Genomic DNA, 13,740 nt, shown 5'->3' with positions numbered 1-13,740 from the left:
AAAATTGCCTGCCAGGAAATTATCTACGGTCAATCATGTTCGACGGGGTCGAGTAGCTGGACCTCTTCCAAGTCCATGTCGGCTTGCACTTCGCGCAACACGATGTCATCGATGAGGTTCTGGTTGCGCAGCTCCGTGATGGCGTGGCGTTGATGTTCGAGCACCCCAAGACGCACCCGTCGGACCAGATCGGTGCGCTGGGCGAGGTCGCTGGGCGCGGAATCGTCGCCGTTTTCCCGGATGATCGTGGCGCGCTCCTCGTATTCCTTGGTCAGCCGTTTCAACAGGTCCGGACTCACCCCGAGCTCGCTTGCGACGTCCGGCAGGACCTCGAGGGCGGCTTCGGCGCTGCGGGTTCGGGCCAGTTGAACTTCGTCGGCGTGCGCAACGTCCCCGGGTACTCGGGCCCACCGGACCACCGCGGGCAGCGAGCTGCCCTGGACCAGCACGGTCACCAATATGACGACGGATACGACAAAAATGATGAGGTTTCGATCCGGGAACGGGGCGCCGCTGTGGGTGGTCATGGGAACCGCGAGCGCGGCGGCGAGTGACACCGCACCGCGGAATCCAGCCCAGCTGGTGATGCAGCGCTGCCGAAAGCCGACGTGGCGGGTGTCCTTTTTCAGGAAGCGGTCCAGCGCGACCCCCAACACGGTGGTCACCTCCACCCAGACGATTCGGGTCGCGATGATCACGCCGGTGACAGCGAGTGCGATGAACGTGGCGCGCCGAAGTCCGCCGTCGATATTGGAGATGTGGTCTATCGCACCGGGGATCTGAACGCCGACGAACACCCACAAAGACCCGTTGATGAGGAAGGTGGTGATGTCCCAGAAGGCGTAGGACTGCATCCGCGACCGCGCCCGGATCACTCGCGGACCCGTGTAGGTGAGAACCAAAGCCGAGATCAGCACGGCGACGACACCGCTGCAGTGCATGGATTGGGCGAGCAAGAACGCCGCGAACGGCGTCAGCAGGCTCAGGGCTCCCTCCTCGAGCGGTGCATCGATTTTGCGGCGCAGCATTGTCACCAGTCCACCGACCAGCAGCCCGGCAACAATGCCACCGAGGTAGGACACCACGAACCGGCCGGCCAGGGCGGCCGGTCCAAGCTGGGCGGAGCCCTCGGCGACCGCGACGGTCACGGCGAACAGGACTAGCGCGGTCCCGTCATTGATGAGGCTCTCGCCGCGTAACACGGTCAGGGCCCGGCGCGGCAGTCGTTTGGCCAGACCGGCCACGGCGGCGGCATCGGTGGGGGAGAGCACCGCACCGAGGACCGCGGCGGCGTGGGACTCCATGCCGAGCGCCCGCGCCGTCCACGACACGGCCACCGCGGTCGCGATCACCAGGCCGATGCTGAACATGATGACGATGCGCAGATTCCAGCGAAGTTCGCGGAAACTGGTGTTCAGGCTCTCCCAGTACAGGATCGCGGGCAAGAACAGCAGCAGGACGATCTCGCCGTCGATCTGGACATCTCCGAAACGAGGGACCAGGCCCAGCAGCGCGCCCAGCAGAATGAGCAGCACCGGGGGGCCTACGCGATAGCGGCGTCCCAGGACGGTGCCAATGACCACGGTGGCCACCAGCGCGACGATGACGACAAGCCCAAACACCAGACCATCCTCGCGTACGCACCAGGTGCTCGCTCAGGCGCCGGGCGGGTGATCGCTGTCGGCGCAGCGGTCAGGCGGATTGGCGGGTGGTCGCGCTATGAGCAGTCGCAGCAGTCTCCGCAGTCGCAGCAATCACCGCAATCACCGCAATCGCAGCAACAGTCGTCGTCGCAGCAGCCCTCGCAGCAATCACAGGTGCAGTCACAGCAGCGGTCTTCGGTGCAGGTGTTCCAGCACCCCCGCTTGGGGCTTTGGTCGGGGTTGGGTGCAGGCTCGCCTGGTAGTCCGGGGTGGGGGCCGGCGCTCATCGGCTGGGCGCCGAAGTTGATCGGTTCCTGCCGACCGTGCGGCGTCGCTTTGTACCCCGGGTATCCGAGCTGGCTGAACGTGCGCGATACGCTGTGGCGCACCTCCCGGGTCAACAGCCGCCGGGCCAGCCTTCCGTCGGTGAAGTCCACGTCGGCCAGCGCGAGTTCGATACCCAGCAGCGCGTCGTCACAAAGGGGGCGGACCGCTGCGATGGATGTTGCGGTCGCGGTCAGCGGATTCCACTTTCCCCGCGCCAGGTCGTCGTGGTAGTCGGCGACGGCGTCCAGCAGGTGTGCGATCCGTCCGAAGAGGCGGCCGATCTCGCGCAGCGGAGCTTGGTTGGCGGGGCGCTGCGCCAACACCGCGGTGTGCTCGAATGCCGCGGCGACCGCCGTCTCGGTGGGCTCGGTCACCAGTAACAGTGAGCTGCCCGCAACGGCGTTGGCCTCCAGATCGGCCTGTCGGTCCATCGCGGCGACCAGCACGTTGGTGTCGAAGCCCAGCGCGTTCCCGGCATCCGTGCCCTGGCGGACCCATCGCTGCGCGATGCGCCGCGCCGTGGGTCGTATCGGTGCCGCACCAACAACGCCGTCTCGGTCCTCGATGTGGTCGCGCACTCGCGCTGCGGCCAGCGCCAACGAGACCACGGCGGCCAGTCGCGCACATTCGCCGGTCGCGACGTCGGCCCGGCGCATCCCGCGCAACGGGCAAGGTCCGGCCGTTCGCCGGGTCGCAGGCGTCATGGACTGCGCTTCGACCAGTACGGATACCACCAACCCGTCGTAGTTGGTGGCGATCCGTGCGGCCTGACCGTAGTCGTCACGCAGCGCCAGGCACAGCCCGCACAACTGGGCGCGCCAGGCGGCCGTGAGTTCTCGGCCTAGCCGATGGCGGCAGGGCCGGATGATGCCAAACACGGATCGAAGCTACCGGAGCAGGCGCCGTGCGTCCGGGTAAACGTAGCGCCCGCCGCGCCGGAGTTGGCCGCCCTGGGAAACGGCTGCCGGCCAGCACGAACTCCATCGTGAGAACGCGGGGTGCGATTGGCGGCGCCGGCTGGTGTGCGGTGTTTTCGCCTTGCTGTGAAAGTTGTTTGTGGCCAGTGCAATACACCAAGCAATGTCTGAAACCCCGCTAGCCCAGGTGCCGGTGTCTGTGCCGGAGCCAAAGGGTGGGATCGTGGGCCGATCTTGACTGGCGGCGAAATCAATTCCGGGCGTTGATAATCCCGCGGTTGATCTTGGAGCACGCCGTTGCCCGCCTCGGCCGATACAAACACTGCGGCGGCGCACGCAGCGTGCTTTCGCCGCACCGGGAGCACCGGGGGACTAAGCTGCGAACCCGGATCGAAGGGTGGTGTAGATGAACTTCAAGCTCATGGTGACCGTTGCGATGCTCATTCTCTCGGTGGTGATGGGCAGCACCGGCTGCTCGCATCGCGGTCGGTCGCCGGCTACCAAGACCATCGATGTTTCGATGGATGAGGTGTTGAAGCAGAGCAGCATCGAGCGTGACATCACGCTCTCGGTCGGCGACACACTCCTGGTGACCCTGGGATCCAACTACACCACGCCCTACCGCTGGACCGAAGACGCGACGATCGGAGATCCCACCGTGCTGAATCAGATCAGTCATCGGTATGTCCGGCCGGATACCGACGTGATCGGAGCGCCTGGAACCGAAGTGTGGACATTCACGGCGCTCAAGCCCGGCACAACCACGATCACCACCGGCTATGCCAGTTTCGTAGGCAGCGACAACACTCCGACGTGTACCTTCACCGCGAAGGTGACCGTGAAGTAGTCGCCGCCGCGGCGCTGCGTTGGTGCGTGCGCGCCTACCCGCACCAATGTGTCCTCGCTAAGCTGGGCAGCAGCATCGAGTCGCGAACCGCAACCGGTGGCAGGACCCATGGTCGCGAGTTTCCCGCTGGAAAGGTCAAGCGTGATGAACACCGTTGTGGATTTCCACTTTGACCCGATGTGTCCGTTCGCCTACCAGACTTCGGTCTGGATTCGCGATGTCCGGGCGCAGTTGGGAATCACCATCAATTGGCGGTTCTTCAGCTTGGAAGAGATCAACCGGGCAGAAGGCAAGAAGCACCCCTGGGAGCGGGACTGGTCCTACGGCTGGTCGCTGATGCGGATCGGCGCACTGCTGCGCCGATCGGACATGTCGTTGCTGGACCAGTGGTATGAGGCGATCGGGCACGAATTGCACGTGCTCGGTGGGAAGCCACACGATCCCGCGGTGGCGCGACGCCTGCTTGGTGACATCGGCGTGGAGGCGGCGGTTGTCGATGCAGCGCTTGATGATCCGAGCACCCACGACGAGATCCGTGCCGAGCATCAGCGAGTGGTCGACGCCAATGGATACGGCGTGCCGACGCTCTTCATGGACGGGCAATGCTTGTTTGGGCCGGTGCTGGTAGACCCTCCGACCGGTGCTGACGCCCTGAAACTGTGGAATGTGGTCAGCGGGATGGCCGAGCTGCCGCACGTCTACGAACTGCAGCGGCCGAAGTCGGCGGCCGATGCCGAGCTCATCGGGCAGAGTCTGCGCCCGTACCGTGATGGGCGCGATTGGGTCAGCATCAACCGCGGCAAAGTCATCGATGTCGATCGCCTGGCCGGACGCTAGGCCACTCACACCATAGCGACGGGGGAGATCTTGCGCCCGATCGCCAAGGCGCCGGCCAGTTCTCGGCTGACGTCGTAGTCGAAGACGACGTGTCCGCTGATCACGTCAACGTCGCGTTTGGCTCGCTGCAGAGGGTTGTTCAGGAAATGTGCGCTGGCACCCGACGCTTCAAGTAACTCGCCGATCACCGCACGTGATTCGTGCACGATGTGGGCGGCCGCCAGGCGGGCATCGGCGCGGACCGGACGCGGTACCCGGTCTCCGGTCGCGAGGATGTCTTCGATTCGCCCGACGGTGTCGGCCAGCAGACCGTGCAATGCCCGCAGCCGGACCCGGGCTTCGCCCACTCGGACTTGCGCGGCGGGTTTGTCCTGTTGTTTGGCGCCTTCGTAGGCCAGGATCCGCTCGCCCAGCCGCGCGGTGAAGACGTCCGCGACGTGCTCGGCCGCGCCCAGCGCGGGCATGGCAGCGACCAGAGCGAGGGCGGGCACCAACGGCCAACGGTATGCCGGCGCTTCGTGCACCTTCGAGCCTGGCGTGGTGCCAGCGTAGATATCAGTGACCTTGATCAGCCGGTAGGTGGGTACGAAGACGTCCTCGATGACGACGTCGTTGGACCCGGTGGCCCGCATCCCGTCGGTGTGCCACACGTCGATGATCCGAATGTCGTTGGCGGGCAACAGTGCCAGGGCGGGATAGATCGCATCGTCGGAACCGCACAACGTGCCGACGATGATCCAATTGCCGTCCATCACGCCGGTTGCCCATGACCAGCGTCCGCTCAACCGGACGCCCCCGTCGGCGGGTAGGCCGCGGCCGGTGGGCGCCAACGGCGCCGGGGCAAGAAATGGTGTCGTGGTGAAGCCCTCACTTTGTGCCCGCTCGTCGAAGAGGGCCAGCATCCAGTTGTGCAAGGCGTAAAACGCCGCGGTCCAGGCAGTTGAGGCACACCCGTGCGCCATCCGGCGCACCGGGTCGAAAATTGCGCTGAACTCGGCCTGCTGCCCGCCGTAGCGGGCCGGTTTGAGCAAGTCGGGGAACCCGGACGCGGTCAGTTCGGTGACGGTGGCCGCGGGCAAGCGCCGAAGTTTTTCGGCCTCGTGTGCACGCTGTGCGAGGCTGTGCACAAATGTGTCGGTAATGCCGGCCGTCATGAGTCCACCATACCGTTCTGTATGGCAATCCAAGGTCGGGGACGGCAATGTCGCGCTGGCAGGAGCTTTCGGGTATCCGGCTAGGCGGTGGTTGTTGCGGTCTCGAGTTCGTCGAACGCCTCGCCGGTGTAGCGCGCCAGTCGTTGCAGATGCGGCAGGGTGTCGCGGCAACCGAGGAATCCGAGCACGACCTTGTCGGTATAGCCGACCAGCGTCACATTGAGGCCGTAGCCATCGCACAGGAACGACATGGGAACGATGACGTCCAGCTTGGCGCCGGAAAGGTACAACGGCTCCTTGGACAGCACCACGTTGGAGACGGTGAAGTTGAACAGGGGCGGGATGATGCCCAGCGCTCCGCTCTTTTGTCCCACCGCGATCGGCAGCAGGCCGAACACGGAGTAGTGCTGCAGGGCGTTGGGTGACAACGCCAGCAGTTCGGCTTTGCCCCGGCTGGTCGATGCCGAAATCGTGGTCAGCCGCTCGATCGGGTCTTCGATCGAGGTGCCTAGCTGGGTGACGAAACCTGACGCGGCATTGATCGTGTCGGCGTCACGTTCGAAGCCCACCGGCACTGACACCGTGAGGTTGCTCTTCGGCAAGGCGCTCTGATCCCGCAGGTAGTGTCGGCACGCACCGCCGATCGAAGCCAAAACCACGTCGTTGATGGTGGTACCGGTCGCGCTGGACACCGCCTTGAGCCGGGGCAGGCTGAGCACCTGGACCGCCAGCCGGCGATGCCGGTTGATCCGGGTGTTAAACGGTGTGCCCGGGGTAGTGAGCGCCGCTCGTACCGAGCTGTTGGCGCCGCGTGCCATGCTGATGATCTTTCCGATCAGCTCGCTGACCGCCGAAACGCCCTCGACCGCACGCTTGGCCGTGGTGGCGGCGAACACGGTGGCCAGATCGTAATCATCGCCGAGCGGTTCCGGCTTGCCCGAACCCGGGGGGCGGTGGGATCGGTGGTTAGCCAGCTCTTGATCAGGTTGACCCCGCCCATGCCGTCGACCGCGCAGTGGTGGGCCTTGAAATAGATGGCGAACTGCTTGCCTTCCAGACCCTCGATGACGTGCAGTTCCCACAGCGGCTTGGTCATGTCCAGTGGCGTCGAGTGCAGTCGCTCCACCAGGGCGCCAAGATCGCGTGCGGTTCCGGGTTGGGGGAGTGCGGACATCCGGACGTGGTAACTCGGGTCGGGCTGCACCTGCTTCCAATAGGCCATGGAGGGGCCGCCGGCGATCACGCTGTCGAACGGAAAGGGGAGAAATGCCAGCTGTGAGACCGCCTCATAGAGGTCACGGATGAAGCCCCGCGGTGCATTCTTGGGCATGTCGAAGATTGCAAACGCCCCGATGTGCATCGGGGTGCGGGGCGCCTCCATCCGTGCGAACATCTGGTCCAGCGGGCTGAGTAGTTTCACGTGGCCCACCCTAGCGATTTCGGCTGCCAGTGGTTCGTGGTTGGCGCGATCGGATTACTGGCTTCGGGAGCTGCCGAAATGGCCGTTAGCCAGGCATCCCGTCCGCCGCGCAGTGGCTGTTCCGTGGTGCCGAATGAGTGAATGAATCCGCTTTTGCACCAGCCGTTTTGCCACGCAGCGTGCGGTTGTTAGCTCGGGCGGCTGCCGACCTCCAAACCTGCCAGCCCGCAGGTGCCGTCGAACACCACCCGGCCGAATTTGCGCACGACGCAATGGAGTCGCCCGGCAAGGTGCTCAAAGTCGGTGTCGACGTTGTGGCGTTGGGCCGGCACTGGCACGGGCAGCGTATGCGGACCGCTGCCGGCGCCTTCGCCCTCCAGCTCGATCTGGTAATGCAGTGAGAAGGCGCGCACCCGCCAGTGTCCGTCGGTGATCTGGGAACGCACTACCGCGGGGGGCGTCACGCGAATCACCTCGTCGCCGAGTCGCACCACCACTCCGGTAACATCCTGGCGGATTGGACCGAACTGAAGAAGGCCCCAGAGAATGCGACCGAGGCGTCGGCGTTGTCGAAATCGTGCGCTTGACCCCACCACCAGTGTTCGGGAAAGCCGGTGCCCCAATTGCGTTCGCAGTAGAGCCGGGCCGAGTCGAATGACCAGGTTTCGCCATTGAACCCCACTGTGCCACTGGCATTCCCGCCGAGGCGGTAGGGATGCCAGTACTGGTTGAGGAACGGAATGGAAGAAAACAGTCCACCGCCCCCGAACGGCTTGGGCCATTCGACCGGATCACTGAAGTGTAGGTCTAGATGAACGTCGTCAATGTCGATGCGGAGTCGATCGGTGCCGGCCACCACCCGGGCCGTGTCGTCATCGCCGGCATGTACCGAGAACGGGGATGAGTCCGCGTTGGCGTCGTCCAAGGCGACGCTGCGCACAACATCACCGGGGTGCAGCGCCACCGCGACCGTGGCCCAGTCCCCGTCCGGGTGCTGGTTCACGCTGCACAGGGCGACAACCACGCGGCCAGAGGCGCGATCGGTGAGGCGCCAGAACCAGCCCTCCATTTCGCGCCCATGTGATGGCAACGGGTCACCGAAAGGCAGATCGGCGCCGGTGCTCCGATATGCGTCGACCAGTCGCTTGACGGCGCCTTCGGCCACCCAGCGCAGATATGTAGCCGTCATCGTTGTTGGCGTACGTAGGTCTCGGCCAGGAACTGCTCAACCGCAATGGCGGCATGCGCCGCGCGCGGGCCAAAGATGTCGAATGCGTGCTGGGTGAAGGGTAATTCGGCGTAGGCCACCGGCTGGGTGCTGACACCTTGCAGTGCGGTGACGAACGCGCGGGCCTGCTCGACCGGAACCAGTGAGTCGTTGCGGCCGTGCAGCACAAAAAACGGGGGTGCGTCGGCGCTCACATGATTGACCGGCGACGCTGTGATGAATGGCTGCAGGTTGGCCGATGGGCGCTGCTTGACCACCGATCGCACCAGCAGCCCGGGCATCATCGGATGCATCGCGTCGTCGAAACGGGTGAAGTCATAGACGCCGTAGAACGGCACGGCCGCCTGTACTCGGGTGCCGGCTTCCTCGAAGCCGGGCTGGAACTGCGGGTCGTTGGGGGTCAGTGCGGCCAGCGATGACAGATGGCCGCCGGCAGAACCGCCGGTGATGGCGATGAAGTCGGGGTCGCCCCCGTATTCGGCGATGTGCGCCTTGACCCAGGCCAGGGCGCGTTTGACGTCGATGATGTGGTCGGGCCAGGTATTGCGCGGGCTGTGCCGATAGTTGATCGCCACGCAGACCCAGCCCAGCTCGGCGAGATGGCTCATCAACGGATGGGCCTGCCCGCGCTTGTTTCCTGTCGTCCAGGCGCCGCCGGGGATTTGAAAAAGCACTGGCGCCTTGGCGCTGAGATCGAGGTCGGGAAGCCGCCAGATGTCGAGATGGTTGGCGCTGCCGTATTCGCCGTAGGAGATGTTGGAGTCGTGCGCGTAGTCGCGATAGATGCGCAACATGCGCAGTGGCCCCGGGGCCTTGGCGGTGCCGGGACCGGCCGGACGGTGCCACAGTCCGGCCGAGCCGGCACGGCGATCGGTCCCCAGGCCACTGTCGAGGGCGTCCTTGAGCGTGATGTCGGCCCGGTGGCCTGCCCGATTGAAGTTCAACAACCCCAATGCCGAGATCCCTGCCACCAGCCACGAGATTGCCCGCACCGGGCGAGTGAGGCGTTGGGCAGTCAACAACAGCCCGCCGACCTGACTGGCCATAGTCTGCAACGGAAACTCCGTGACGACCAGGCCGAACATCCACGACCAAATCGACAGGAATCCCTTGCGTGCCAAGGGTTTATACGCGGGTTTATACGCGTTCAGCGTGGACACCGCGGTGACTGCGGCTACTCCCAACGCTCCGAATTGGCGGATGATGTGGATGATCTGTGCGCGCCCCATGTTCCCACAATACTTAGTTCGGCTTCCCACTATCTTGTCAGGCGCTTCCCACTACCTGACGACGTATCGTGTAAGGAAGTTCCTGACGGAGTGGGAGTGTTGTGTTGAGTGCTCACCCAACGCCGGTTGCGCAGATCTGGTGTTCATTCTGCGCAAAGCCCGACACCGAGATCGACCCTATCAGACGATGGCCGGTCAGGTTGCGGCGTTCCATACCGAGTTCCAGCAGGCCTTGGCTCAAGCCGGAAATGCCTATGTGCAGGCGGAGGCGGCCGGGGCGGCAGCGCTTGCGGGTGCGCTGGGCGTCCCGGTGACATCGGCCGCGGCGCCCGCTGCCACGATCCCGCCATTCCCGGCAAATCTTACGACGCTGGTTATGGGGGGCACCGGAATTCCGATACCGGGTCCAGGGTTTATCAATCTCGCCAATGAACTCTACGTGCGTTCGGCCAATGCCCTGTTGGGGCTGAACACGCCCGAGGAACTGTATCCGCTGACCGGTACCAAGAGTCTTACTCTCGACGCCTCGGTAAGCGAGGGGTTGACCATTCTGGATAACGCGATCATGGAGCAGCTTGCGATTCCCGGTAATACCGTCACGGTGTTCGGGGTTTCGCAGAGTGCGGTGATCGTTTCTTTGGAAATGCAGAAACTGGCGGCTCTGGGACCGGCCGCGCCAACCGCGTCTCAGCTGAACTTCGTGCTGTTGGGCAACGAGATGAACCCGAACGGCGGATTGCTGGCCCGGTTCCCGGACCTGTCGATCCCGAGCCTGGGGCTGACCTTCTACGGCGGAACGCCGTCGGACACTATTTACCCGACCGCGAATTACACGCTGGAATACGATGGCTTTGCCGACTTCCCGCGTTATCCGCTAAATTTTATTTCCGATCTCAATGCGGTCATGGACATTGTGTATGTGCATCCAACTTATTTGGATCTCACCCAGGGCTCCGGCGTTGTTGGATTAGCAGGCTTGTGAGCTGGGTTGATGATCTTTGGTGCCGCGCTATTGGGGCCGGAGTGTAGGCACGGGCTATCTGGAGAACGATCGAGTTGGTTACTGTTCGTCGTTGGTCTGGAGTTGCCCGTGCCTACCGTTTCAGTATTGCCTGTGTCGTCGGTTCCAGAGGTGTTCGACCGCTGGAGTCCTGGTGAGCGTAGCGAGCTCATCGGATCGGAGTTTCTCGATGTGTTGGCCTCGGTGCCAGACCCGAGGGACCCACGCGGTCGGAGGTATTCGCTGATGGCTTTGTTGGCGATCGCGGTTCTGGCCACTGCCGCGGGGATGCGCGGCTATGCTGTTTTTGCTACATGGGCGGCCACCGCTCCCGATGATGTGTTGGCCTAATTAGGGGTCCGGTTCCGGCGGCCCAGTGAGAAGACCTTTCGCGCTGTTTTGTCTCGGCTAGACCCCGCCGACCTCAACGCCAGGATGGGCAGTTACTTCACTGCACACGTGGCCAGCAGCGACCCCAGTGGATTGGTGCCGATCGCGTTGGACGGCAAGATGCTGCGTGGTGCTTTACGCGCCAAAGCGACAGCCACGCATCTCGTGTCGGTGTTCGCCTACCGTGCCTGATTGGTGCTCGGTCAACTCGCTGTCGCCGAGAAAAGCAATGAAATTCCCTGCGTACGTGCCCTGCTCACGCTGCTGCCGGGTAGCTTGCGGTGGCTGGTCACTGTGGATGCGATGCATACCCAGGTCGTCACCGCGAAGTTGATCTGCGCCACCTTGAAGTCGCACTACCTGATGATCGTCAAGTCCAACCAAGCCAAAATACTTGCGCGTATCACCGCGCTGCCCTGGGCCGAGGTGCCCGCAGCCGCTACCGACGACTCCCGCGGCCACGGCCGTGTCGAGACCCGCACCCTGCAAATCATCACCGCTGTACGAGGAATCGGCTTCCCCTACGCAAAACAAATCATCCGGATCACTCGTGAACGTTTGATCACCGCCACCGACCAGCGCAGCGTGGAGGTGGTCTATGCCATCTGCAGCCTGCCGTTCGAGCACGCCCGCCCTACCGCGATCATGACCTGGATGCGTCAACACTGGGGAATCGAGAACAGCCTGCACTGGATACGCGACGTCACCTTCGACGAAGACCGTCAAAGGGCACATACCGGAAACGGCGCACAGGTCCTAGCAACGCTACGCAACACCGCGATCAATCTGCACCGCCTCAACGGCGCCGACAACATCGCCGAAGCCTGCCGGATCACCGCTTTGACCGCCAACCGTCGCCTAGACCTCCTCAATCCACAATTCCCCAGCTCACAAGCCTGCTAATCAACAACGCCGGAGCCCTGGGATCTCACCCAAGCTCAGGTCGATAATGCGATTCCATTGGCGACCTCCCCAGGCTACTCAGGCGTCACCAGTTACTACATTCTTCCGACGGAAAACTTGCCACTTCTGGAGCCGCTACGTGCGATCCCGGTCATCGGGAACCCCTTGGCGAACTTGATCCAGCCGGACCTGAAAGTGCTCGTCAACCTCGGCTATGGCGACCCCGCCTACGGTTATTCCACGAGCCCCGCCGACATTACGACGCCGTTCGGCTTGTTCCCCGATGTGCCGCCACACGTCATCGCCGACGCGCTGGTGACGGGAACGAAGCAGGGCATTAGCGACTTCTCGGCCGATATTCAGCAAATGTTCTCGCAGCCGGCCACGCTGCCATCACCGCCGATGCTGCAAGCGCCGGACCTCATGGCCGCGCTCGCGGCGGCCCCCACTCCGGTAGAGGTCGTCAACGCGCTGACCAAGATTGTCTCCGACGACTACGCAACTCTGCTTCCGTTGGCAGACATCGGCACGGCCTTCGTCATCACGATGCCCACTTATGACGCCACCCTCTTTGTCGATCAACTCCTGCAGGGCAACCTCATCAATGCGTTCGGATATCCCATCGCGGCCGACGTGGGACTGACCGCGATCTCGGGTGGAGTAGTCGCCCTGGTCGCCATCGGAACTCTCCAAAGCAACATCAGAGATCTGCAGAGTCTCTTTCCCTAGCTCGATCGGTCTGGCTGGGTGATCGGCGAGGGCGATCGATCTGGAAGTCAGTCGATGACGAGCGGATCCGCAGCCGCGTCCCGTGCGTTGCAATGGTGACCGGCCGGGCCGAGACGTACTTACGGGTCTGGGCTTTGGGAACTCCGCCAGGTGCGTGATGTGGTCGAGAGCTGTTGAGGCGCTTGTCATCACCTGGAATTCCGAGGGCCGCTGATTTCGCTGCAACACAGCGCTACGGTGCCCCTGGGGCGGTGTAGCATCAAAGCCGGCACCCGTGAGCTAGGCATGACATGAGCAAAACCCGGAGCAATACCACCGACATCGACAAGTGGGATCGCGCCCTCACCGCGCATGTCATCGCCCTGACCAGGCCGATTGTCAAGCGCTATTTCCGTTCCGAGGTGCGTGGCCTGGACAACATCCCGCCCGGTGCGTCCCTGCTGGTGTCGAACCATTCCGGTGGCCTGGTTTCGTTTGATCTGTCGGTTTTTGCCGTCGGCTACTACGACCAGTACGGCTACGAGCGCCCGTTGTTCGCGCTTGGCTTTGACACCTTGTTCGCCGGGCCCGCCGCGGAGTTCTTCAACCGCACCGGGGTGATCCGCGCGACGCGGGCCAACGCGGCCGCGGCGTTGGCGTCGGGTGCGGTAGTGCTGGTCTTTCCGGGCGGAGACCTTGACGTGTATCGACCGACCTTGCGCGAGAACGTCATTGACTTCGGCGGTCGGACCGGTTACGCGGCCACCGCTATCGAGGCAAAGGTGCCGATCGTTCCCGCGGTGTCCATCGGCGGGCAGGAAGGCCAGTTGTTCTTGACCCGGGGTAGGCGCGTCGCGCGTGCGCTGCGGCTCACCAGGCTGGAACGCAAGCTGTTTCGCACCAACATCCTGCCGGTCACTTTCGGTATTCCGTTCGGGTTCAGCGTCGTGGCGCCGGTCAACGTGCCGCTGCCCACCAAGATCGTCACCGAGGTGTTGCCGCCGATCGACATCGTCACCGAGTTCGGCGATCACCCCGATGCCTCAGACGTCGACGCGCGGGTGCGTCAAGTGATGCAGCGCGGGCTGGACGCGTCGGCGTCCCAGCGTCACTTCCCGATTCTGGGCTAATGGCTGC

General features: G+C 63.8%; 9 protein-coding genes and 4 pseudogenes. 6 read left to right on the top strand and 7 right to left on the bottom strand.

What is annotated here, in order from left to right; genetic code table 11:
• Positions 1-29: 29 nt before the first annotated feature.
• Complete coding sequence (locus tag CKW46_RS19940; RefSeq protein ID WP_482052304.1) at positions 30-1,622, bottom strand: Na+/H+ antiporter; 1,593 nt, start codon at positions 1,620-1,622, stop codon at positions 30-32.
• A gap of 95 nt (positions 1,623-1,717) precedes the next feature.
• Complete coding sequence (locus CKW46_RS19935) at positions 1,718-2,848, bottom strand: DUF5685 family protein (RefSeq protein WP_482052303.1); 1,131 nt, start codon at positions 2,846-2,848, stop codon at positions 1,718-1,720.
• A 445-nt stretch (positions 2,849-3,293) separates the two neighbouring features.
• Between CKW46_RS19935 and CKW46_RS19930 the strand changes: the two genes are divergently transcribed.
• Together CKW46_RS19930 and CKW46_RS19925 are read left to right on the top strand one after the other, a co-directional pair.
• Positions 3,294-3,734, top strand: coding sequence for a protease inhibitor I42 family protein (locus tag CKW46_RS19930; RefSeq protein ID WP_012395075.1), 441 nt, complete (start codon positions 3,294-3,296; stop codon positions 3,732-3,734).
• Between the two features lie 144 nt (positions 3,735-3,878).
• A complete protein-coding gene (locus CKW46_RS19925) occupies positions 3,879-4,571 on the top strand; it encodes a mycothiol-dependent nitroreductase Rv2466c family protein (RefSeq protein ID WP_499018132.1) in 693 nt (230 codons plus the stop codon).
• A gap of 5 nt (positions 4,572-4,576) precedes the next feature.
• Here the strand turns inward: CKW46_RS19925 and CKW46_RS19920 are convergent, their stop codons facing one another.
• The 5 genes and pseudogenes from CKW46_RS19920 to CKW46_RS19900 form a co-directional block, all read right to left on the bottom strand.
• Positions 4,577-5,725: an acyl-CoA dehydrogenase family protein gene (locus tag CKW46_RS19920; protein ID WP_012395073.1), complete on the bottom strand. Its 1,149-nt coding sequence runs from the start codon at positions 5,723-5,725 to the stop codon at positions 4,577-4,579.
• Between the two features lie 80 nt (positions 5,726-5,805).
• Entirely contained in the window at positions 5,806-6,294 is a 489-nt protein-coding gene (locus CKW46_RS19915) for a WS/DGAT domain-containing protein (protein ID WP_482053448.1), read from the bottom strand.
• 144 nt (positions 6,295-6,438) lie between these two features.
• Positions 6,439-7,085: pseudogene (locus tag CKW46_RS19910) on the bottom strand (wax ester/triacylglycerol synthase family O-acyltransferase); the annotation flags it as partial.
• Between the two features lie 248 nt (positions 7,086-7,333).
• Positions 7,334-8,334, bottom strand: a pseudogene (locus CKW46_RS19905) (tocopherol cyclase family protein).
• Positions 8,331-9,602: an alpha/beta hydrolase gene (locus CKW46_RS19900; RefSeq protein ID WP_117436683.1), complete on the bottom strand. Its 1,272-nt coding sequence runs from the start codon at positions 9,600-9,602 to the stop codon at positions 8,331-8,333. Before CKW46_RS19900 ends, CKW46_RS19905 begins: the two are co-directional and overlap by 4 nt.
• 187 nt (positions 9,603-9,789) lie before the next feature.
• On the opposite strand from CKW46_RS19900, the gene CKW46_RS19895 reads away from it, so the two are divergent.
• The 4 genes and pseudogenes from CKW46_RS19895 to CKW46_RS19880 all read left to right on the top strand — a co-directional run bounded on the left by CKW46_RS19895 (position 9,790) and on the right by CKW46_RS19880 (position 13,733).
• Positions 9,790-10,584 carry a PE-PPE domain-containing protein gene (locus CKW46_RS19895; protein ID WP_252872484.1) on the top strand — a complete coding sequence of 265 codons (795 nt, stop codon included), beginning with the start codon at positions 9,790-9,792 and terminating at the stop codon, positions 10,582-10,584.
• A 108-nt stretch (positions 10,585-10,692) separates the two neighbouring features.
• Positions 10,693-11,895, top strand: a pseudogene (locus CKW46_RS19890) (ISAs1-like element IS2404/ISMul1 family transposase).
• Between the two features lie 9 nt (positions 11,896-11,904).
• Positions 11,905-12,624, top strand: a pseudogene (locus tag CKW46_RS19885) (PE-PPE domain-containing protein); the annotation flags it as partial.
• A gap of 290 nt (positions 12,625-12,914) precedes the next feature.
• Entirely contained in the window at positions 12,915-13,733 is an 819-nt protein-coding gene (locus CKW46_RS19880) for a 1-acyl-sn-glycerol-3-phosphate acyltransferase (RefSeq protein WP_117435979.1), read from the top strand.
• Positions 13,734-13,740 lie beyond the last annotated feature (7 nt).

This window comes from Mycobacterium liflandii (assembly GCF_022354805.1).
Classification (GTDB): domain Bacteria; phylum Actinomycetota; class Actinomycetes; order Mycobacteriales; family Mycobacteriaceae; genus Mycobacterium; species Mycobacterium marinum.
This window is presented reverse-complemented; position numbering and strand designations above follow the sequence as displayed.